Annotated in this window: 19 protein-coding genes; 16 read left to right on the forward strand and 3 right to left on the reverse strand. The window is 70.2% G+C overall.

All coding sequences use genetic code 11. The features are described 5' to 3' along the window. Positions 1-25: 25 nt before the first annotated feature. The 4 genes from ASF88_RS14970 to ASF88_RS14985 all read left to right on the forward strand — a co-directional run bounded on the left by ASF88_RS14970 (position 26) and on the right by ASF88_RS14985 (position 4,359). Positions 26-382, forward strand: coding sequence for a YraN family protein (locus tag ASF88_RS14970; RefSeq protein WP_055920033.1), 357 nt, complete (start codon positions 26-28; stop codon positions 380-382). Beyond that, positions 382-1,923, forward strand: coding sequence for a YifB family Mg chelatase-like AAA ATPase (locus ASF88_RS14975; protein ID WP_055920036.1), 1,542 nt, complete (start codon positions 382-384; stop codon positions 1,921-1,923). Before ASF88_RS14970 ends, ASF88_RS14975 begins: the two co-directional genes overlap by 1 nt. Beyond that, positions 1,920-3,179, forward strand: coding sequence for a DNA-processing protein DprA (gene dprA / locus ASF88_RS14980; protein ID WP_055920039.1), 1,260 nt, complete (start codon positions 1,920-1,922; stop codon positions 3,177-3,179). The genes ASF88_RS14975 and dprA overlap by 4 nt, the downstream gene beginning before the upstream one ends. 238 nt (positions 3,180-3,417) lie before the next feature. Further along, positions 3,418-4,359, forward strand: coding sequence for a tyrosine recombinase XerC (locus tag ASF88_RS14985; RefSeq protein WP_055920042.1), 942 nt, complete (start codon positions 3,418-3,420; stop codon positions 4,357-4,359). Here the strand turns inward: ASF88_RS14985 and ASF88_RS14990 are convergent. Next, the gene (locus ASF88_RS14990; protein ID WP_055920045.1) at positions 4,344-4,946 is read right to left on the reverse strand and encodes a M23 family metallopeptidase; all 603 of its coding nucleotides are present in this window, start codon (positions 4,944-4,946) and stop codon (positions 4,344-4,346) included. The two genes, ASF88_RS14985 and ASF88_RS14990, sit on opposite strands and share 16 nt — an antisense overlap. Before the next feature lie 203 nt (positions 4,947-5,149). Here ASF88_RS14990 and ASF88_RS14995 point away from each other — a divergent pair, with 203 nt between their 5' ends. The 10 genes from ASF88_RS14995 to ASF88_RS15040 all read left to right on the forward strand — a co-directional run bounded on the left by ASF88_RS14995 (position 5,150) and on the right by ASF88_RS15040 (position 13,616). Further along, the gene (locus ASF88_RS14995) at positions 5,150-6,655 is read left to right on the forward strand and encodes a sugar porter family MFS transporter (protein ID WP_082518984.1); all 1,506 of its coding nucleotides are present in this window, start codon (positions 5,150-5,152) and stop codon (positions 6,653-6,655) included. Between the two features lie 280 nt (positions 6,656-6,935). Beyond that, positions 6,936-7,814, forward strand: a complete 879-nt coding sequence (gene rpsB / locus ASF88_RS15000) for a 30S ribosomal protein S2 (RefSeq protein WP_055920051.1) — start codon at positions 6,936-6,938, stop codon at positions 7,812-7,814. A 40-nt stretch (positions 7,815-7,854) separates the two neighbouring features. Then, complete coding sequence (gene tsf, locus ASF88_RS15005) at positions 7,855-8,685, forward strand: translation elongation factor Ts (protein ID WP_055920054.1); 831 nt, start codon at positions 7,855-7,857, stop codon at positions 8,683-8,685. Between the two features lie 125 nt (positions 8,686-8,810). Then, the gene (gene pyrH / locus ASF88_RS15010; RefSeq protein WP_055920057.1) at positions 8,811-9,524 is read left to right on the forward strand and encodes a UMP kinase; all 714 of its coding nucleotides are present in this window, start codon (positions 8,811-8,813) and stop codon (positions 9,522-9,524) included. 110 nt (positions 9,525-9,634) lie between these two features. Next, positions 9,635-10,189, forward strand: a complete 555-nt coding sequence (gene frr / locus ASF88_RS15015; protein ID WP_055920061.1) for a ribosome recycling factor — start codon at positions 9,635-9,637, stop codon at positions 10,187-10,189. Further along, a complete protein-coding gene (locus ASF88_RS15020) occupies positions 10,189-11,187 on the forward strand; it encodes a phosphatidate cytidylyltransferase (protein WP_082518985.1) in 999 nt (332 codons plus the stop codon). The genes frr and ASF88_RS15020 overlap by 1 nt, the downstream gene beginning before the upstream one ends. A gap of 12 nt (positions 11,188-11,199) precedes the next feature. Then, the gene (locus ASF88_RS15025) at positions 11,200-11,748 is read left to right on the forward strand and encodes a DivIVA domain-containing protein (protein ID WP_055920571.1); all 549 of its coding nucleotides are present in this window, start codon (positions 11,200-11,202) and stop codon (positions 11,746-11,748) included. A gap of 71 nt (positions 11,749-11,819) precedes the next feature. Continuing rightward, positions 11,820-12,530 carry a hypothetical protein gene (locus tag ASF88_RS15030; RefSeq protein ID WP_055920574.1) on the forward strand — a complete coding sequence of 237 codons (711 nt, stop codon included), beginning with the start codon at positions 11,820-11,822 and terminating at the stop codon, positions 12,528-12,530. Positions 12,531-12,565: 35 nt separating this feature from the next. Then, the gene (locus tag ASF88_RS15035) at positions 12,566-12,865 is read left to right on the forward strand and encodes a hypothetical protein (RefSeq protein WP_055920065.1); all 300 of its coding nucleotides are present in this window, start codon (positions 12,566-12,568) and stop codon (positions 12,863-12,865) included. Between the two features lie 4 nt (positions 12,866-12,869). Further along, entirely contained in the window at positions 12,870-13,616 is a 747-nt protein-coding gene (locus ASF88_RS15040; RefSeq protein WP_055920069.1) for an alpha/beta hydrolase, read from the forward strand. 62 nt (positions 13,617-13,678) lie between these two features. Here the strand turns inward: ASF88_RS15040 and ASF88_RS15045 are convergent, their stop codons facing one another. After that, the gene (locus ASF88_RS15045) at positions 13,679-14,716 is read right to left on the reverse strand and encodes an AI-2E family transporter (protein WP_055920072.1); all 1,038 of its coding nucleotides are present in this window, start codon (positions 14,714-14,716) and stop codon (positions 13,679-13,681) included. 41 nt (positions 14,717-14,757) lie between these two features. Beyond that, positions 14,758-17,820: a DivIVA domain-containing protein gene (locus ASF88_RS15050; protein WP_055920075.1), complete on the reverse strand. Its 3,063-nt coding sequence runs from the start codon at positions 17,818-17,820 to the stop codon at positions 14,758-14,760. Positions 17,821-18,007: 187 nt separating this feature from the next. On the opposite strand from ASF88_RS15050, the gene ASF88_RS15055 reads away from it, so the two are divergent. Together ASF88_RS15055 and ASF88_RS15060 are read left to right on the forward strand one after the other, a co-directional pair. Then, positions 18,008-19,912: a hypothetical protein gene (locus ASF88_RS15055; RefSeq protein WP_055920077.1), complete on the forward strand. Its 1,905-nt coding sequence runs from the start codon at positions 18,008-18,010 to the stop codon at positions 19,910-19,912. Positions 19,913-19,990: 78 nt separating this feature from the next. Then, entirely contained in the window at positions 19,991-20,968 is a 978-nt protein-coding gene (locus tag ASF88_RS15060) for a tetratricopeptide repeat protein (RefSeq protein ID WP_055920079.1), read from the forward strand. The last annotated feature ends 49 nt before the right edge of the window (positions 20,969-21,017 follow it).

The raw sequence follows: 21,017 nt of genomic DNA on the forward strand, positions 1-21,017 counted from the left end.
GGCCAGTCTGGTCATGGGAGGACACATGGCAGAGAAAGACCGATTGGGTCGTGACGGGGAGGCCCTGGCGGCGCGCTGGCTGCAGGAGCGTGGATACACGGTGCTGCATCGCAATTGGCGGTGCGCGGCCGGAGAGCTCGACCTGATCGTACGGCGCGGCGTGACGACGGTGTTCGTCGAGGTGAAGACGCGCAGCTCGGTCGCCTACGGGCATCCGTTCGAGGCGATCACGGCTGACAAGGCGGCGCGGCTGAGGCGGCTCGCCGCGGAATGGTGCCGCGTGCACGGGCCGGTCCCGGGCGGGATGCGCATCGACGCGATCGCGGTTCTCGCCGCACGGGCCGCGGAACCGTCGATCGAGCACCTCGAGGGGGTGGCCTGATGGCGGTCGCCCGCACTTTCGCCGTCGCGCTGACCGGCGTGCGTGGCGACATCGTCGAGGTGGAGGCCGACATCTCGGCCGGTCTCCCGGCATTCGTACTGATCGGGCTGCCGGACGCGGCTCTCGGGGAGTCGCGCAAGCGCGTCTCCGCGGCGGCGACGAACGCCGGCTGCTCCCTGACGCAGCGCAAGCTCACCGTGAACCTGTCGCCCGCCGCCCTGCGCAAGCAGGGTTCGGGGTTCGACCTGGCGATCGCCGTCGCCGCGTTGGCGGCGTCGGGGGAGATCCCGGTGGAGGCCGCCGCGTCGGCCGTGCACCTCGGGGAGCTCGGACTCGACGGCCGATTGCGTCCGGTGCCCGGCATCCTGCCGTCCGTCCTCGCTGCGCGCGACGCCGGTTTCCGGCGTGTGCTGGTCCCGGCCGCAAACACCGACGAGGCGGCGCTCGTGGCCGGCATCGAGGTGGTTCCCGTCGTGGGGTTGCGCGCCGCCGCGATCCTCCACGGCGCGGAGCTCGAGCCGATGGACGAGGAGCCGGTCCCGCTGACAGACGACGTCCCGGTCGCCGCCTCCGAGCCCGACATGGCCGACGTGTCCGGCAACGACGAGGCGGTCGACGCGTTCGTCGTGGCGGCTGCCGGAGGCCACAACGTGTCGATGGTGGGGCCGCCCGGCGCGGGAAAGACGATGCTCGCGCGCCGGCTGCCCTCGCTGCTGCCCGATCTGACGGCGGAGCAGGCGTTGGAGTCGACGTCGATCCGTTCGCTCACAGGCAGGGGAGTAGGCGGTGCTCTGGTGCACCGGCCTCCTTTCGAGGCGCCGCACCACACGGCGTCGGCCGTGGCCCTGGTCGGCGGCGGAAGCACGCGGATCGTACCGGGTGCGATCGTACGCGCCACCAACGGGGTCCTGTTCCTCGACGAGGCCGCCGAGTTCCCGCCAAGCGTGCTCGATGCGTTGCGGCAGCCGCTGGAGTCCGGTGGAATCACGATCCATCGGGCCAACGGCACGGCGGCCTTCCCCGCGCGCTTCCAACTCGTGCTGGCGTCGAACCCGTGCCCGTGCGGCCGCTACGGCTCCGCCGACGAGGAGTGCAGCTGCACGCCGATCGCACGCCGCCGCTACTTCACGCGGCTGTCCGGCCCGCTGCTCGACCGCATCGACCTCCGGCTCACCGTGCGTCGCCTCGGCCTCGGTGCGCTGCGCACGGCGACGGACGAGGGACCGCCGTCCCGTACGAGCGCGGACCTCCGGGCGCGCGTCGAGCAGGCGCGGGCGAGCGCCAACGAACGGCTCGCCGGCACCGGCTGGACCACGAACGCGCAAGCGGCGGGCCCGTGGCTGCGGTCCGCGCAGCGGCGCGTGCCGGCCGCCGTGCGCGCAGCTCTCGACAGAGCACTGGAGCGCGGAGGCATCACCATGCGGGGTTACGATCGCGCGCTCCGCGTCGCCTGGACTCTCGCCGACCTGGACGGCGCGGTCAGCCCGACCTCCGACCACATCGGGCATGCGCTGTATCTGCGTCGAGGGGTCGGCGCATGACACGGCTGCAAGACACGATCCCGGGCCTTCCCTCCCGCGAACTCGCCGCGGTCGTGGGGGCCGTGACGCCGGGGGAGCCGTACCCGGACCATAGGTCGGCCGTGGCGGCCGTCGCGCGGGTCGCATTGTCCGCCGCGTCCGAGCCCGGCGACACCGACGCGGTGGCGCTCGTCGCAGCGCTCGGCTCCCGGGAGGTGCTGACCGCCGTCACGGACGACGTGGCGCCGGAGCACGTCCGGAGCGCGCTGGAGGCAGCGGGCGCCCCGGCGATCCCGACGGTCGCCCGGCTGCGGGATGCGCTGGCGCGCTGGCGAGCGCGGCTCCCGGGTGGCCCGGTCTGGGCTCCGCTCCACCGCGGAGCCCGAGTGGGCGCCGCGCTCGTGACGCCGGAGCATCCGCTCTGGCCGGAATCGGTGGGCGAGCTGGATCACGGAGCGCCACTGGCACTGTGGGTCCGCGGCGACCCGGAGCGGCTGCCGCTGCTCTCGCGCTCGGTCGCCCTGGTCGGAGCGCGGGCGGCCAGCGGGTACGGCGAGCACGTCGCCCTCGAGAGCGCGGCCGGGCTCAGCGACCGCGGCTTCGCGATCGTCTCGGGAGGCGCATACGGGGTGGATGCCGCGGCGCATCGTGCCGCCCTCTCCAGCGATCAAGTCACGGTCGCCTTCCTCGCCGGCGGCGTCGACCGGCTCTACCCTGCCGGAAACGACGACCTCCTCAAGCGTGTCGCCCAGCACGGACTGCTCATCGCCGAACTGCCGCCCGGCTCGACGCCGACACGATGGCGCTTCCTGATGCGCAACCGGCTGATCGCGGCGGCGAGCAGTGCGACGATCGTCGTCGAGGCCGGCGCGAGGTCCGGATCGCTGAACACCGCCGGGCACGCCGCCCAGCTCGGTCGGCCGCTCGGGGCGGTCCCTGGACCGATCACGTCGAAGGCGTCGGAGGGGTGCCACCGGCTGATCCGCGAATACGCTGCGACCTGCGTGACGACCCCGGACGAGATGGCCGAGCTGGCCGACCCGTTCGGTGCTCTACCGAGCGCGGAGCGGCCGGCCGACGACGATCAGCGAGCGCGGCCGCCGGAGGGCGATCCGGACGATCGGGTCCGCGCGGAGCTCTCGGTGTCGCGCGGCAGGAGCGTCCAGGAACTCGCGGAGCGCACCGGTCTCGCGCTCGACTCGGTGGTCGCGGCCTTGGGGCGCCTCGGTGCGCACGCAGTCGCGTGGGAGGCGCATGACGGATGGTTCCGCAGGTGATCGAACCGGCACCTGGGGTGCGCGGCTCAGGGGAGGTCATCCGCCCGGATGCGGCGACCACGCCGTGATGCTCACGGCCGCTCGCGAACCGACAGCGCGGGCAGCCTGTTCATCTGAAGCGGGTGCCCGTCTTGCGAGGCGCTGTCCCGACAGCCGACGTCGGGCCGATCGACGACGCATTCCGCTCGGCGCCGGTGCGCCGCGTGACGCGCCGTGGCGGATGGCGGAAGCTGGAGCAGTGGAACTCGGACGCGCTGTCGACGGCTACCTCCGTCATCTCGCGGTCGAGCGCGGGTACTCGGCGCAGACGGTGCGCGCCTACCGGTCCGACCTGGCGCAGCTGGAGCAGTTCGCCCATTCTCGAGACGTGACGACGACGGAGCAGCTGACGCTCGACCTGTTCCGCGACTGGCTCTGGGAGGGCGCCCAACGCCGGCTCGCCAAGGCGACCCTGGCCCGCCGATCGGCCGCAGCGCGCGGGTTCAGCGCGTGGACCGCGCGCGGCACCGGCACGCATCCCGACCAGAGCGACACCGCCGCGATGGCTACGGCGCCCGACCCCGCCGCCCGCCTGCGCGCGCCGAAAGCGGACAAGCACCTTCCGCGCGTGATCACGCGGGAGCAGATCGACGGCCTCCTCACGGCGCTGAGCGAACGCGCGGCGGACGGCGAGCCGGCGGCGATACGCGATGTGGTCGTGATCGAGCTGCTCTACGCGGCGGGGATCCGTGTGAGCGAGCTCACCGGGCTCGACGTCGACGACGTCGACCTCGAACGGCTCACGTTGCGAGTGATCGGAAAAGGCAACAAGCAACGGGTGGTGCCGTTCGGGGTTCCCGCGCTCCGTGCAGTTCAGCGGTACCTCGCGACAGCACGACCCGCCCTCGCCACAGAACGCTCAGGTCCCGCGCTGCTCCTGGGCGCGCGCGGAGGACGTCTCGGCACGCGTGCGGTCTACCAGCTCGTCGCGTCCCTGCTCATCGACCTGCCCGGCGGCGGACCGGCCGGACCCCACACGTTGCGGCACACCGCGGCGACACACCTGCTCGACGGGGGAGCGGACCTGCGAGCGGTCCAGGAGATCCTCGGCCACGCGAGCCTCGGGACGACTCAGATCTACACGCACGTCTCGACCGAACGGCTCAAAGAGAGCTACCGGATCGCTCACCCGCGCGCCTGACCCGTGTCGGCCGGACCACGGTCCGACATAACGCCCTGCAACGGCAGCAGCACCGAGTGCGGCACGCGGTCGAAGAACAGCAGCGGTGACACGTAGCCGCCGTCGACGCGCACCCCGACGTGCAGGCAGGCGTCCGAGCAGTGGGCGCCGGAACCGACGACGCCGAGCGGGGATCCACGCGTCACCGGGTCGCCCGGCTCCAGGCCATCCGCCACCAGCGGTTCGTACGACGAGAGGATCCCGGAACCGTGATCGAGGGTGAGGACCGGCCGGTCCACGACGACTCCCACGAAATGCACCGTCGCATCCGCTGGAGCGACCACGGCACTTCCGGTCGAGGCGGCGAGGTCGATGCCCCGATGCCCGGCGGCGTAGGGGGATGGCGGTGCTGCATACGTCTGGACGACGCGAGCCGGAGCAACCGGCCACTGCCACCGCGGAGCCGCTTCGGCCGCACCCCTGGCCGCGGCGGACCTCCCGCTCGTGCCTGCCTGCCTGCTCTCGCCCACCGCACTCGCCCCCGACGACAGAGCCCCGGCGAGCACGACCACCGTAGCCGCGCTGACGAGCACGCGCCAGATCCCCATCCTCCGACTCCTTTCCGCGATGCCTCCAAGCTCTCCCTCCACTGTGTCCGGACCGCCGGCTCGCGGTGCCCTCGAGCGCGGTATCTGTGCAAACCCGCCGGCCGCCGGGGGATGTGAAGGACTCTTCTGCCCAACCGAAGAGCGGCGTACCGTGTGCAACGCCGCGACCTCTCGCTCGCGGGCTACAACCGAAGAGGGATGACATGTCTGATCAACGCAGCACCACGTCCGACGGGGAGGAAAGGGTCCCCGAGCCCACGGCGGCGATGAAACGCAGGGTCGTCGGCCTCGCGACCGCGGCAGCTGTCGGCGGGTTCCTGTTCGGCTTCGACTCGTCGGTCATCAACGGCGCCGTCGATTCGATCCAGCACAATTTCGCGCTCAACGCGTTCGTGACCGGCTTCATCGTCGCGATCGCCCTGCTCGGATGCGCCGCCGGCGCCTACTTCGCAGGTCGGCTCGCCGATCGCTGGGGCCGCATCCGGGTGATGCTGATCGGCGCAGTCCTGTTCCTGGCGAGCTCGATCGGGGCGGGGCTGTCCTTCTCGGTCTGGGACCTCGGGTTCTGGCGCATCATCGGAGGCCTCGGCATCGGCATCGCGTCGGTCGTCGCACCGGCGTACATCGCCGAGATCGCGCCGAAGCAGCGGCGCGGCGGACTCGCGTCGCTGCAGCAGCTCGCCATCACGATCGGTATCTTCGTCGCCCTGCTCTCCGACGCCCTCCTCGCGGGCGCAGCGGGCGCGGCGGCCAACCAGCTCTGGTTCGGCCTGGAGGCCTGGCGGTGGATGTTCCTCGTCGGCGTCATCCCGTCGGTCGTCTACGGCATCCTCGCCCTGATCCTGCCCGAGTCGCCGCGCTACCTGTTGTCGACGGGGCGGCACGACGAAGCGCGGGCGATCTTCTCCACGCTCGTCCCCGAGGAGGACGTCGACCGCCAGGTGCGCGACATCGAGCAGGCGATCGAGCAGGACAAGGACGCCGCGAAGAGCACCCTGCGCGGCAACCGGTTCGGCTTGAAACCGATCGTCTGGATCGGCATCATCCTGTCCGTCTTCCAGCAGTTCGTCGGCATCAACGTGATCTTCTACTACTCGACGACCCTGTGGAAGGCGGTCGGCTTCACGGAGAGCAACTCGCTGCTCATCACCGTGATCACCTCGGTCACGAACGTGGTCGTGACGGTCGTCGCGATCCTGCTCGTCGACCGCGTGGGCCGCCGTCCGATCCTGCTCACCGGCTCGGTCGGCATGGCGATCTCGCTGGCGGTCATGGCGCTCGCCTTCAGCTTCGCCCACAAGTCGGGCGCCGACGTGTCCCTGCCGAACCCGTGGGGGCCGATCGCCCTGATCGCGGCCAATCTCTTCGTCATCTGCTTCGGCGCCTCGTGGGGCCCGCTGGTGTGGGTGCTGCTGGGAGAGATCTTCCCACCGCGTATCCGCGGTGCGGCGCTCGGCGTCGCAGCATCCGCGCAGTGGATCGCCAACTTCCTCGTCACGGTCTCCTTCCCGCCGATGTCGGACTTCTCGCTGCCGTTCACGTACGGTCTGTACGCGGTGTTCGCCGCCCTCTCGTTCTTCTTCGTGTTCTTCAAAGTGCCGGAGACGAACGGAATGGCTCTCGAGCACGCCGAGACGCTCTTCGCCAATGCCGGCCGCAGTCGCGGCCCTCAGGTGAGATCGTCGGGCGACACGGTCCCGCGCTCCTGAGCTCGCGTCCAGCGCCGCCGCGTTCCTGAGAGGCCGGCGTCCCTGATAGGATTGTCCTTGCACTCCGCATGTCGGAGTGACTACGCGTGTCCAAAACGCCCTCTTCGAAGGGCGGGCGCGTCTCCACCGGTCTCCTGATCATCCTCCACGGTTCTCCGTGCGGGTGCGCGGGTGCGGGGCAGCGCAGGGCACCAGGCGCGACGATCGACCGATCGCCGCGGGACAACCGAGAGTCGCGTCCCCGCCTCAGGGCCGGGCGCGCAAGACAAGGAGAACGGCAATGGCCGTCGTCACCATGCGCCAGCTGCTCGACAGCGGCGTCCACTTCGGACACCAGACCCGCCGCTGGAACCCGAAGATGAAGCGCTTCATCCTCACCGAGCGCTCGGGCAGCTACATCATCGACCTGCAGCAGTCGCTCGCCTACATCGACAAGACCTACGAGTTCGTGCGCGAGACCGTCGCCCACGGCGGCACCATCCTCTTCGTCGGCACCAAGAAGCAGGCGCAGCAGGCGATCGCCGAGCAGGCGACCCGCGTGGGCCAGCCCTATGTGAACCAGCGCTGGCTGGGCGGTCTGCTGACCAACTTCCAGACCGTCTCCAAGCGCCTCGCGCGCATGAAGGAGCTCGAGGAGCTCGACTTCGAGGGCACCACCAGCGGCTTCACCAAGAAGGAGCTGCTGATCAAGAAGCGCGAGCTCGACAAGCTGCACAAGTCGCTCGGCGGCATCCGCAACCTGTCGAAGACCCCGAGCGCGATCTGGGTGGTCGACACCAAGAAGGAGCACCTCGCGATCGACGAGGCGAAGAAGCTGGGCATCCCGGTCATCGCCATCCTCGACACGAACTGCGACCCGGACGAGGTCCAGTACCCGATCCCGGGCAACGACGACGCCATCCGCTCGGTCACGCTGCTCACCCGCATCGTCGCCGACGCCGCGGCCGAGGGCCTCATCCAGCGTCACCAGAAGCCCGAAGAGGGCTCCGAGCCGGCCGAGCCGCTCGCCGAGTGGGAGCAGGAGCTCCTCGCTCAGCCGAGCGACGAGGTCCAGGCCTCCGCCGAGAACGAGAAGGCGGCCGACGCCGACCTCGCCGAGGCCAAGGCGGACTCCGCCGAGGTCGTCGCCGAGGGCGAAGCCGACGCCGAGGCCAAGTAACCAAACTTCCAACTTCGAGTCAGAAGGTTCCAGTCAGAACATGGCAAACATCAGCATCGCTGACATCAAGGCCCTGCGCGAGCAGCTCGGCACCGGAATGGTCGACACCAAGAAGGCCCTCGAGGAGGCCGGTGGCGACATCGAGAAGGCCACCGAGATCCTGCGCCTGAAGGGTGCGAAGGGCAACGCCAAGCGCGCCGACCGCTCCACCTCCGAGGGCCTCGTGGCCGCGAAGGAGAACGGCAACGGCACGGCGACGATGATCGAGCTCGCGTGCGAGACCGACTTCGTCGCCAAGGGTGAGAAGTTCATCGCCCTGGCCGACAAGGTGCTCGACGCGGCAGCGGCCGCCGGCGCCACCACCGTCGAGGAGGCCCTGGCCGCCCCCGCCGGGTCGCAGACCGTCGCCGAGCTCATCGGCGGCGAGGCGGCGATCCTCGGCGAGAAGGTGGAGCTCCGCCGCATCGCGGTCGTCTCCGGCGAGAACTTCGCGGTCTACCTGCACAAGACCTCCAAGGACCTGCCGCCGCAGGTCGGCGTGGTCGTCGGCTACGCCGGCGCCGACGCAGAGACCGCTCGCAGCATTGCGCAGCACATCTCGTTCGCCAACCCGACCTACCTCACCCGTGAGGACGTCCCGGCCGACGAGGTCGAGAACGAGCGTCGCATCGTCGAGGAGATCTCGCGCAACGAGGGCAAGCCGGAGGCCGCGCTCCCGAAGATCATCGAGGGTCGCCTCGGCGCCTACTTCAAGCAGGTCGCCCTGCTCGAGCAGGAGTACGCCCGCGACAACAAGGTGACTATCGCCCAGGTCCTCAAGGACTCGGGTCTGACCGTCTCGGGCTTCGCCCGCTTCAAGGTCGGCGCCTGACCCAGGCATGAAGGAGTCCGGATCGTATCCACGATCCGGACTCCTTTTCTGTGCGCACGCGAACTGTTCACGCGACGCACGCACGCACTAGCGTTAACGAAACACACGGAAGGACTCGTACACGTATGTCGGCATCCACTCAGAGACGCAGGGTCCTCCTCAAACTCTCCGGCGAGGCGTTCGGCGGCGGGCAGCTCGGGGTGAACCCCGACATCGTCAGCAGCATCGCCCGCGAGATCGCCCAGGCCGCGACCGACGTCGAGATCGCGATCGTCGTCGGCGGAGGCAACTTCTTCCGCGGCGCCGAGCTCTCGCAGCGCGGCATGGACCGCGGACGCGCCGACTACATGGGCATGCTCGGCACGGTCATGAACTCACTGGCCCTGCAGGACTTCCTCGAGCAGGCCGGCGCCGAGACGCGCGTGCAGTCCGCCATCGCGATGACCCAGGTGGCCGAGCCGTACATCCCGCGCCGCGCCGAACGACACCTCGAGAAGGGCCGGGTCGTCATCTTCGGCGCCGGCGCCGGACTGCCGTACTTCTCGACCGACACGGTCGCGGCCCAGCGGGCTCTGGAGATCAGCGCCGACGTCGTCCTCGTCGCCAAGAACGGCGTCGACGGGATGTACGACGCCGACCCGCGCACCAACCCGGACGCGCGGAAGATCGACCAGATCAGCCACCAGGACGCCCTCCAGCAGGGTCTCAAGGCGGTCGATTCCACCGCGCTCAGCCTCTGCATGGACAACGGGATGCCGATGCGCATCTTCGGCATCGAGCCCGCGGGCAACGTGACGGCCGCTCTGCTCGGCGCCGAGATCGGCACGCTGCTCGGCTGAGCCCGGCACCGCCGCCTGTCGCCGAGTTCCGGCGGCCCCCGGCCGTGCACGGGCCGCCGGGCACCCTGGCCCTAGACTAGACACCGACTCACCGATCTGAAGGAGAAACCGTGATCGCCGATGTGATTTCCGACGCCCGCCAGCGTATGAGCAAGACCGTGGACGCGGCGAGGGACGACTTCGGCACGGTGAGCGCGGGGCGTGCCAACCCCGCCCTCTTCCAGCGGGTGCTGGTCGACTACTACGGCTCGCCGACTCCGCTCGCTCAGCTCGCCGGCCTCCAGAACCCGGAGGCGCGTGTCCTGCTGGTGACGCCGTACGACAAGTCCGCGCTCAAGGACATCGAGAAGGCCATCGTCGCAATGCCGAACCTCTCGGCGAACGTCGGGAACGACGGCGAGATCGTCCGGGTCACGCTGCCCGAGCTCACGGAGGACCGCCGCAAGGAGTTCGTGAAGATCGTCCGCGGCAAGGGCGAGGACGCCAAGGTGGCCATCCGCAACATCCGTCGCAAGGCGAAGGACGACCTCGACGCGCTCAAGGGCGAGGTCGGGGACGACGAGGTGGCTCGTGGGGAGAAGGAGCTCGAGTCCCTGACCCGCTCGCACGTCGACGCCGTCGACGAGGCCCTGAAGCGCAAGGAAGCAGAGCTCCTCGAGGTCTGATGAGCGAGGGCAGCAGCCCCGGCGCGCCCCGCACGCCGGAGTCGGGCAGACGGGGGAAGGCGGCGGCACGCGCGGAGATCCGTGCGCAAGTGCAGGCCACCCGCGCCGATTTCGAGCGACAGGTGCTGGCCAGGAAGGCTCAGCTCGACGCGACCAACGAGCGGATCGCCGCGCGAACCGGTCGCAACTTGATCCTGGCGATCCTGATCGGCTTGGTGGCCGGTGCGCTGCTCATCGTCAGCCTGATCTTCATCAAGGAGCTGTTCCTGCTGTTCGGGGCGGCGATGATCGGGTTCGCGGCGTTCGAACTCACACAAGCGTTCCGCGGCGCCGCGAGGCGCGTCCCGCGCATCCCCACGGTGATCGCATCGCTGGCGATCGTGCCGGCCACGTTCTGGTTCCACGCGGGCGGCCAGCTGATCGCCCTGGCGGCCGGCATCCTGCTGGTGGTCGTCTGGCGGCTGGTGGAGGAGGCTGCGCTTCCCGCGAAGCGCGCCGGGGGAGTGGCGCTCGCCCGCGACCTCGCCTGGAGCGTCCTCGTGCAGATGTACGTGACACTCCTGGGATCGTTCGCGATCCTCCTCCTCGCCGAGAACGGCGGCGAGTGGTGGGTGCTCGCCTTCCTGATCGTCGTCGTGGCCGTCGACACCGGCGCATACGCGAGCGGGCTGTCGTGGGGTCGTCATCCGATGGCGCCGACGATCAGCCCCAAGAAGACGTGGGAGGGCTTCGCCGGAGCGGCCGTCGCGGCCGTCGTCGCGGGCGTCCTCCTGTCGGTGTTCATGATCGGGCAGCCGTGGTGGTTCGGCGTCGTGTTCGGTCTCGTGGCACTGCTGACGGCGACGGCGGGCGACCTCGCGGAGTCGCTGATCAAGCGCGATCTCGGCATCAAGGACATGAGCTCGTGGCTGCCGGGTCACGGCGGCTTCCTCGACCGGCTCGATTCGATCCTGCCCTCGGCGGCAGCCACTTACGTGCTGTTCCTCATCTTCACCTGACAGAATGGCGTGGTGAGCACCTTTCCCCGGAGCCCCAAGTCGAAGCTCGGATACGACGTCGACCAGGTCGACGAGTTCCTCGCGAACGCCCGCGTGGCGTACGACGCGGACCCGTCGTCGAGCAACGCGCTGACGGCCGCCGACATCCGTCACACGGCGTTCTCGATGGCCAAGGGCGGCTACTCCACCTCGCACGTGGATGCCGCGCTGGAGCGCCTGGAGGACGCCTTCGCCGCTCGCGAGCGCGACGCGGCGCGCGGCGAGTCCAGCGACGCCCAGTGGTTCGAGCAGGCGCGCACGACGGCCCAGGCGATCCTCGACCGCCTCGAGCGGCCCATCGGCCACCGGTTCCAGAGGGTCAGCCTCCTGACCCTCGGGTACAACCGTCAAGACGTCGACCGCTTCGCCGGCCGGCTCGTGAAGTACTTCCAGGACGGCCGTCCCATGAGCGTCGACGAGGTGCGCACCGTGACTTTCCGGGAACAGCGCGGGGGGTATCGTGAGGCCCAGGTGGACCTCCTTCTGGACAGTGTCACGGACGTGATGCTGGCGGTCCGCTGAGCCTGGTCATTAGCTGAGTAAGGGTGTCCCTCCTTGGAAACTCGTGAATTGTTCGTTATGGTCTTGTGATCGTGGGTAGACGTGAAGCAGCAGAAATCGTTCCGCTGACCCCTGCCAACCCGGTCGGAGTCGCGTTCCGTCGTTCGAGGCGCCCTCACATCAGGTCGCGAGCGGCCATCTGGGGGTTCGCCTTCACGGCCGCCGTCGGCTTCGCGCTGGTCAACGTGGTCGACCCGTACTCGGGAAGCGCGGCGACTCCGGCGTACGCCGACGCCCTGCAGAACATCGACCAGACCTCCCGCTACGGCGACGCCCCGGTCCAGAGCCTGACGGCTCCCGACGCGTCCGCGACCACGGTCACGCGCGACGTCCTCGGCGTGAAGCCGAAGCCCACGCCGACCCCCACTCCGACTCCGACGCCGACCAAGTCGTCGTCGAGCGGAAGCGGTGGCGGTGGCGGTTCCAGCGCCCCCTCGGCGCCCGCTCCCGACCCGGGAACGGCCAAGGCCATCGCGTACCAGATGGTGCAGCAGCGCGGCTGGGGCGACGACCAGTACAGCTGCCTCGTCGCACTCTGGAACCGGGAGTCGGGCTGGCGCGTGAACGCGTCCAACCCCAGCGGCGCCTACGGCATCCCGCAGGCCCTCCCCGGCAGCAAGATGGGTCCGGGCTGGCAGACGGACGCCTCGGTGCAGATCTCGTGGGGCCTCGGCTACATCGCCGGCCGGTACACGAACCCGTGCGGTGCCTGGGGCCACTCCCAGTCGACCGGCTGGTACTGACACCGGGTCAGTCGAGCCCTGCATAGACTGGGGGAGTGCCTCGCAGCAATCGCCCCCGTCGCCGTCATGGCGTGCAGCGTGAGGAGGAGCAGGACGGCTTCGACCGCCTGCTGGCGGGCTGGAAGCGCGTGGAGGTGCGGCGCGGCGTCGAATGGAACGTGCAGCCCGTGTCGGCGCTCCAGGCGCAGAAGAGCTACCTGTGCCCCGGGTGCGGCCGCGAGATCGGGCCCGGGGTCGCGCACCTGGTCGCCTGGCGGGCCGACGGCGTGCTCGGCGACTCGGCCGACCTCGCGGCGCGACGGCACTGGCACGTGACGTGCTGGAAGATCGCCTGAACGGATGAAGGAGACCACCGACGTGACGGACGCACCGACGGAGATCCGCGGCGGCATCGAGCTGCCTGCACGGCGCGAGGACATCGAGCTGCGCACCAGGGACGGCCTCACCCTCGTGGGCGAGCTTGCGAGCCCGCTGGATCGTGAGCCGGTCGCGACGCTGGTCACGCTGCACCCGCTGCCGACAGGCGGCGGATTCATGGACTCCCACATCCTCCGCAAGGCCGCAGGGCGATTGCCGGCCCTGGCCGACATCGCTGTGCTGCGCTTCAACACGCGCGGCACCGCTTCGCCGCGCGGGCGCAGTCAGGGCGAGTTCGACCACGGCGTCGACGAGCGGTACGACGTGGAGGCGGCGATGGCCTTCGTGAGCGAGCGCGGCCTCCCGCACCCCTGGCTGCTGGGTTGGTCGTTCGGCACCGAGCTCGCGCTGATGTACGGTCGCGAATTCCCGGTCGACGGCGTCATCCTGCTCTCGCCGCCGCTGCACCGCGCCAAGCCGGAGCACCTCGCCGCCTGGGAAGGCGACGAGCGACCGATCGTGGCGCTCATCCCGGAGCACGACGACTATCTGAAGCCCGCGGAGGCCGCGGAGCGTTTCCGGCCGCTTCCGCAGATCGAGCTGGTCGACGTGGAGGGCGGCAAGCACCTCTGGGTCGGCGAGAACCAGACGCGCCGGGTGCTCGACGAGATCGTCGAGCGGCTGAACCCGGCCGCGCTGCCGCTGCCCACGCAGTGGCCGCCCGCCTGAACCGCGGGGAGTCTGAACCGCTGGGAGTCTGCACGGCTGGGAGTCTGCGGCGCTGAGCCCCGCTACAGCTCGTTCTGACGCGGGATGACCACCTGCTTGATGATGAGCAGGATCGCCGCGGCGAACGGGATGGCGACGAGGGCGCCGAGGATCCCCAGCAGCGTGCCGCCGGCCAGCGCGGCGACGACCACGAGAGCGCCCGGCACGGACACCGCGCGGTTCATGATGCGCGGGCTGAGGATGTATGCCTCGACCTGCATGTACGCGAGGTAGTAGATCGCGGCGGCGATCGCGGTCGGTGTTCCCGAGAGGAAGCAGACGGCGACGATGATCACCGAGCCCGTGATCGTGCCGACCAGCGGGATCAGCGAGAAGAAGAACGCGATCGACGCGAGCAGGATGGGGAACTTGGCCCCGATGATCGTGAGGAAGATCGCGCTGAGCACTCCGTTCACGAGCGCCAGCGACACCTGCCCCATCACGTACTTGCCGACGGAGTCCGTGATCTGGTCGCCGAGGTCGGCGAACCGCGAGCGACGGGAGGCCGGGACGAGCTGATAGGCGGCGCGCTTGATGCTGGGCAGGGAGGCCGTGAAGTAGATCGTGAGGATGACCACGATGATCACGCCGAACGCGCCCTGCACGATCCCGATGCCCGTCTGCAGCACCTTCGAGGTGATGTCGGGGAGGTTCTTCTGCAGCCAGTCGGTGACCGCGTTGATGTTCTGCTGGTTGACGATCGTCGGGAACTGGTGCTGGAGGCTGAGGAACCAGCTCTCGGCCCCGCCGTTGTTGACCCAGTTGATGGTGTTGTTGACCAGCTGCGTGGCCTGGCCGACGGCGACCGGGACGATCGCCCAGATCAGAGCCACGAACAGGCCGAGGATGACGACCAGCGTCAGTACGAGCGCCAGCCATCGCGGGAACTTGCGTCGCTCCAGGAACGAGATCGACGGCTCGATGCCGAGCGCGAGGAACAGGGCCGCGCCGATGTAGGTGATGATCGTGGCGAGGCTGACGATCGACGTGAGGATGAGGACGCCGAGTCCCACCCCCAACGTGCCGATCAAGCCCACGCGGAACGCGTTCTGGATCTTCACTGAGTTCCCCTCCGCAGCCGACCCCTCCGGCCGGCCGGAGGTCAGTCGTCGGCTGACACCTTGTCGGCCTGCTGGAGCATACCCCGCAGGTTCTCGAAGTACCCGGCCACAGCCTCGCGCTCAATCCTAATCTGGGACAGGCGCTCTTCCGCGTCGACGACCAGGCGTTGCGTGCGCTCCTCCGCCTCCTCGATGAGGGCGTCGGCCCGCTCCTGGGCGTCGCGCACGATGCCGGCGGCGACCTTCTCGGCCTCCTTGCGCGCCGACTTCACCGTCTCGCGGGCCTCGGTCTCGAAGGTCTCGGCCTCGGTACGCGCCTGAGCGGTGCGCTTGACCGCGTCGGCGAGCTGAACGTTGGCCTCGTCGAGGTACTTCTGGGTCTGTGCCACCGCCTCCTGGTGGCGGCTGAGGTACTCCTTCTCGGCCTCGTCGCGCCGGGCGCGCAGTTCGACGTCGAGGTCGATCCGCGCCTGCTCGATCTCGTGCGTGCGCTTGTCGAGCTCGGCCATGGTGGAGGTGCGGAGGGCGGTGAGCTCGGCGTCGAGCGCGGCGCGCGCAGTGGCGTCCTCCTGGTCGAAAGCGGCCTGCTGCTCGGCGAGCTCGGCATCGAGGGCCGTGCGGGCCTCCGCGGTCTCGCGCGCGATCTCGGCACGGGCTCTGGCCGTCTCGGCGTCGAGCGCCACGCGAGCACGTTCGGTCTCTTCGGCGAGGGTGACGCGGGTCTGCTCCGCCTCGCGCTCGAGTTCGAGACGCTGCTGCTCGCGGTCGTTCTTGAGTTCCTGCTCGGTGGTCGCCCGCTGGTCGGCGAGTTCGGCGGTGGTGCGCTTCACCTGGGCGGCGAGGGTGCTGCGGGTCTGCTCCCGGTCGTCCGCGAGCCGGGAACGGGTCTCCTGCTCCTCGGCGGCGAGGGCCGACTTGGTCTGCTCGACCTCCGCCGCGAGCGCCGACTTCGTGGTGGTGACTTCGGTCTCGAGGGCGGACTTGGTCTGCTCGACCTCCGCCGCGAGCGCCGACTTCGTGGTGGTGACCTCGGTCTCGAGGGCCGACGTGGTCTGCTCGACCTCTGCGGCCAGGGCGGACTTCGTCTGCTCGACCTCGGCCTCCAGCGCGGTCCTGGTGGTGACGACCTCGGTCTCGAGGGCGGACAGGGTCTGCTCCTTCTCTGTCGCGAGGCGCACCGCGGTCTGATCGACGTCGGCGGCGAGCTGGGCGCGCGTGGCGGCGACCTCGGCGGCGAGGGCACTGCGCTCGGTCGCGAGCTCTTCGGCCAGGGCGGTCCGTGCTTCGCCGACCTCGGCGGCGAGGTCGGCCCGGATCCGCTTGGCCTCGGCGTCGACCTCCTTGCGGAGCGCGTCCACCTCGGTGGCGAGCTCGGAGCGGGTGGTCTCGACCTCCGCGGCGAGGGCGGCCTGGGTGGTCTCCACCTCTTCTGCCAGTTCGGCCCGGGCGGTCTCGACCTCTTCCGCGAGCTCGGCGCGCGTGGTCTCGACCTCCTTCGCGAGCGCGGAGCGGGTCTTCTCGACCTCCTTCGCGAGTGACTTCTGCGTGCGCTCGACGTCTGCGGCGAGGGCCGCCTGCGTGGCCTCGACCTCCGCGGCGAGGTCGGCGCGCGTGCTCTCTACCGTCTCGGCGAGCTCGGCGGCGGTTCGCTCGCGGTCGGCGGCGAGCTGAGCGCGGGTGTTCTCGACCTGCGTCGCGAGCTCGTTCGCCGTGCGGTCGCGGTCGGCGGCGAGCGTCGCAGCGGTCGAGACGCGGTCGGCTTCCAGGCCTGCCCGGGTCTCCGTCGACTCGCGCTCGAGGGTCGTGCGCGTCTGCAGGACCTCGTCGGCGAGCTCCTTCTTGGTGCGCTCCACCTCCTCGGCGAGCGCGGAGCGCGTCGTCGTGACGTCGGTCTCGAGCTGGGAGCGCGCCGCCGTCACGTCGGCCTCCAACTGCGACCGGGTGCTGGTGACCTCGTCGGCGAGCGCGGACTTGGTGCGGGTGACCTCGTCGGCGAGCTCGCTGGTGGTGCGTGCGACCTCGTCGGCCAGCGCCGACTTCGTCGTGGTCACCTCCTCGGCGAGACGCGCCTTGGTCTGCTCGACCTCCGCGGCGAGCGAGCTCTTGGTCTGCTCGACCTCCGCGGCGAGGGCCGTCGTGGTCTGCTCGACGTCGTCGGCCAGAGCCTGCCGGGCGGTGGCGTCCTCGTGCTGGAGGTCGGCGCGCGTCTGAGCCGCCTCGGCGGCGAGGGCGGCGCGCTGCTGCTCCACCTCGTCGGCGAGCTCGGCGCGGGCCTGCGCCAGCTCGGCGGCGAGCGCGTCGCGGGCGGCGGTCTGCTCGGCGGCGAGGCGGTCGGCGGTCTCCGCGACCTTCTTGTCGAGCTCCAGACGGGTCTGGGCCGACTCGCGCTCGAAAGCGGCCCGGTCTGCGGCGAGGGCGTTCTCGAGCTCGCTGCGCCGGGCGGCGATGGTCCGGTCCAGCTCCGCCGTCTCGGCACGGGCGGCTTCGGCCTCGCGCAACGCGACCGCCTTCAGCTCCGCGGCCTCGCGGTCGGCCTCCGCGCGGACGGCGGCGGCCTCGCGCTTGCTCGTCGCGCGCACTTCGGCGGCCTCGGTGGCGACGGCGCCGCGGATCGCCGCGGCTTCGCGCATCGCGTCGGTGAGGAGCGTCTCCTTGTCGGCGCGGGTGCGGGCGAGCAGCTCCGCCGACTCGATCTGGGCGTCCTCGAGCGCGGTCGTGGCACGCGCCTGTGCGTCGGCCAGCACGCGCTCGGCCTGCTGCGCGGCGGTCTTCTTGATCTTCTCGATCTCGGCCGCGACACCCGAGCGCAGCTTCTCGGCATCGATGTCGGCCTGTGCGATGAGCCGTGTCGACTGCTCCTCGGCGACGCGGAGGGTGTTCTCGAGCTTGGTGCCGAGACCGGAGTAGGTGGGGCTGCCGACCTCTTCGATCTCGGCGTTGAGCTCGTCGATGCGCAGCTGGAGACGCTTGATCTCCTTGGTCTGGTCAGCCGACTGCGTGTTCGACTTGATCAGCTCGCGACGGAGGTCCTGAACGGCCTCGTCCACTTCATCCTTGTCGTAGCCGCGGAAGACCTGCGTGAAGTTCGATTCGTCGGTGGCCACTGTGTTACTCCTGAAGGGGGATTCCGGGTGAGCGAGCCGCGCGCGCGCCGCATCGATCTTACATTTCGACGCCCGTACCCGCATGGGGGACTGCGTGAGCGTGCAGACAACGGTTAGATGCCTCTCAGGGTGCTCGACTACTGTTGTGTGACTGTGCCCGCCCCCTCCCGGCACATGAGGAGTCTGTTTGCGTTTCGTACTGGCCATCGTCGCGTTCGTGGTCGCTGCCGTCATGATCGTGGCCGGCATCGCCCAGCGCACGATCTTCGCACCTCCGTCGCAGATCTCCGCCACGGCGACCGTCGGCGGCGACGCACGCTACATCGTGATCGACAGCGCGGTGCTCAACGCCCATCCCGGGCAGCAGACGCTCTCCATCGCAGGGGCGGCGGACGCCAAGACGCAGCTGGTCGCCTACGGCCGGACGTCCGACGTCAAGTCGTGGCTCGGCGACCAGAAGTACGCCGCCGTGAGCTACAAAGCCGGCACGGGCGAACTCGCCGTGAAGACGGTCGCGCCCAAAGCCTCCACCGACACCGACACCGGCTCCGCCGACGGTTCGACCGCGACCCCGGCCCCGACGGCGACGGCGACTCCGACACCGGCGCCGACCGCGGGCTCTGGCTCGACGACCGCCGCGACGCCGGGCCCCAACCCGGCGGGCTCCGACCTCTGGCTGGAGGAGTACGACGGCCAGGACGCCCAGACCACGAAGATGAACGTGCCGAGCGGCGTGAGCGTCATCATCGCGAGCGACGGCACCAAGCCCGCGCCCAACAAGATCCTGCTGACCTGGCCGGTCGACACCAGCACGCCGTGGGCGTTCCCGCTCATCATCGGCGGCCTCGTGCTCCTGGTGATCGGCATCGCGCTGTACCTGTGGGGGCTGTACACCCACCGCAAGTCGCGTGGCCCCCGACGCAAGAGCGGACCTAAGATGCCCAAACTCCCCAAAGCCCCGAAGTACAAGCCGACGGCCTCCATCGAGGCGACCCCGCGCGGTCGTCGCGCCAGCCGTCGCACCCGTGTGATGGTCCCGGCGGTCCTCGTCGGCGTCCTGGCGTTCACGGGCGTCGGAGCGGGCGCCGCGTTCGCCGACGGCCCGACCGGCACGCCGACGCCCACGCCGACGAGTTCGCCGACCAGTTCGCCGAAGGGCGACAACCAGATCCCGCCCGCTGTCTCCGTTCCGCAGCTCGAGCGCATCGTCAAGCGCATCTCGGTGGCGGCGGCCAACGCCGACGCCAAGAACGACCCGGCGCTCGCGAAGCTCCGGTTCACCGGACCGGCTCTCCAGCTGCGGGAGGCCAACTACGCCATCCGCGCCAAGAAGGCCGACCAGCCCGCGCTGCCCGCGATCCCGGCAGGCCCTCTGGAGCTCTCGCTCCCGCAGGCGACCGACAGCTGGCCGCGCACGGTCACGGCCGTGCTGAAGATGCCGAACGACGCGACGGGCAAGGCTCAGGCTCCGCTCGCGCTGGCGCTCATGCAGCAGACGCCGCGCGACAACTACATGGTCGAGTACGCCATCGCGCTCGAGCCGAACGTCAAGGTGCCGAACCTCGCGCCCGCGAGCATCGGCGCGGCGGTCGTTCCGCCGGACTCCAAGCTGCTCAAGGTGCAGCCGAACGAGATCGCCGCCGCGTACGGCGACATCCTCCTCAACGGCGACAAGAGCAAGTGGCTGTCCAGCTTCGACCTGACGGACGACAAGCTCGTCGCGCAGGTCGGTGCGTCGTGGAAGCAGCAGGAGCAGGCGCGCCTGACGCAGCAGTTCGGCAATACGTCCTCGCTGACCTTCACGAGCCGGCTGGGCACCGGTCCGGTGATCTCGATGGCGACCAACGACTCGGGCGCCATCGTGTGGGTGAACCCGGAGGAGGTGCAGCTGCACAAGGTGCAGGAGGCCGGCGCCCAGGTCATCGCGGGCGCGACGACGGCCGCGCTGAGCGGCGTCGCCCAGTCGAACACCGGCATTGAATCGGTGTACGGCTATCAGCTCGCGTTCTACGTGCCGCCGGCGGGTTCGTCCGAGAAGGTGCGTCTGCTGGGCTTCTCGCAGGGCCTGATCTCTGCTCGCGAGGTGCAGTAACCGGGCTGGCGATACCGCCGTATCCTGTTAACTCGTTCGGACGCGTCGTCCACTGACCGCCAGCTTCAGGAGAACCGCATGAGCCAGATCCCGCCCACCCCGACCAACCTCCGCGGCGCCGTCGACCTGAGCGGCCTTGTCAACCGGCCGCAGGGCGCCGCCGGGGGCGCGGCCGCGGGCGGCGCCGGTGACGCGGGTGCCGGAGAGCCGATCGAACTCCCCAGCCTGTTCTTCCAGGGAACGGACGCGAACTTCAACGACTTCATCGACCTGTCGATGCGCGTGCCCGTCATCGTCGCGCTGTCGGCCTCCTGGGCCGATCCCGACCGGAGGCTGGCGACCGTTCTCGACAAAGTCACCTCCGACCTCGCGGGGCGGATCGTGCTCGTGCAGGTGGACGTCGATGCCAATCCGCAGCTCGTGCAGGCGTTCCAGGCGCAGTCCGTGCCCACCGTCGCGGGCATCGTCGCTGGTCGCCCCGTGCAGCTCTTCGCCGGGGCGCTTCCCGAAGACCAGGTCAAGGACGTCGTCGCGCAACTCCTCGAGCTGGCCGTGCAGAACGGCGTCACGGGCACCGCGAAGGTGGACGCGGCCGAGGGGGAGACGCCCGAAGGCGGAGCCGTCGAGCCCGAGCCTGAGCCGTTGCCGCCGTTGCACGCGGAGGCCTACGAGGCGATCGACCGCGGCGACTACCCGGCGGCGATCGCCGCGTACAAGACGGCGATCGCGCAGGACCCCCGCGACACGATGGCGATCGCGGGACTTGCCCAGGTGAGCCTGCTCGACCGGCTGGCCGGTCGCACGCTGGATGAGATCCGCTCCGCGGCGGCAGCCGACCCCTCCGACCGGGAGGCCCAGCTCGCGGTCGCCGACCTCGACCTGTCCGGCGGGCACGTGGAGGACGCGTTCGATCGGCTTCTGACGCTCTTCCCCAGCCTCGACGCCGTGGGCAAAGAGACGGTGCGGGCGCGCATCCTGGAGTATTTCGAGATCGTCGGTGTGGACGACCCGCGCGTCGCCAAGGCGCGGGCTAGGCTGGCCTCGCTGCTCTACTGACGCGGAGCCTCCGCTTTCCGGAGGAACCGGCGCGATCGCGGGCGGCTGA

Source organism: Leifsonia sp. Leaf336, assembly GCF_001423695.1.
In the GTDB taxonomy this organism is placed as follows: Bacteria; Actinomycetota; Actinomycetes; order Actinomycetales; family Microbacteriaceae; genus Leifsonia.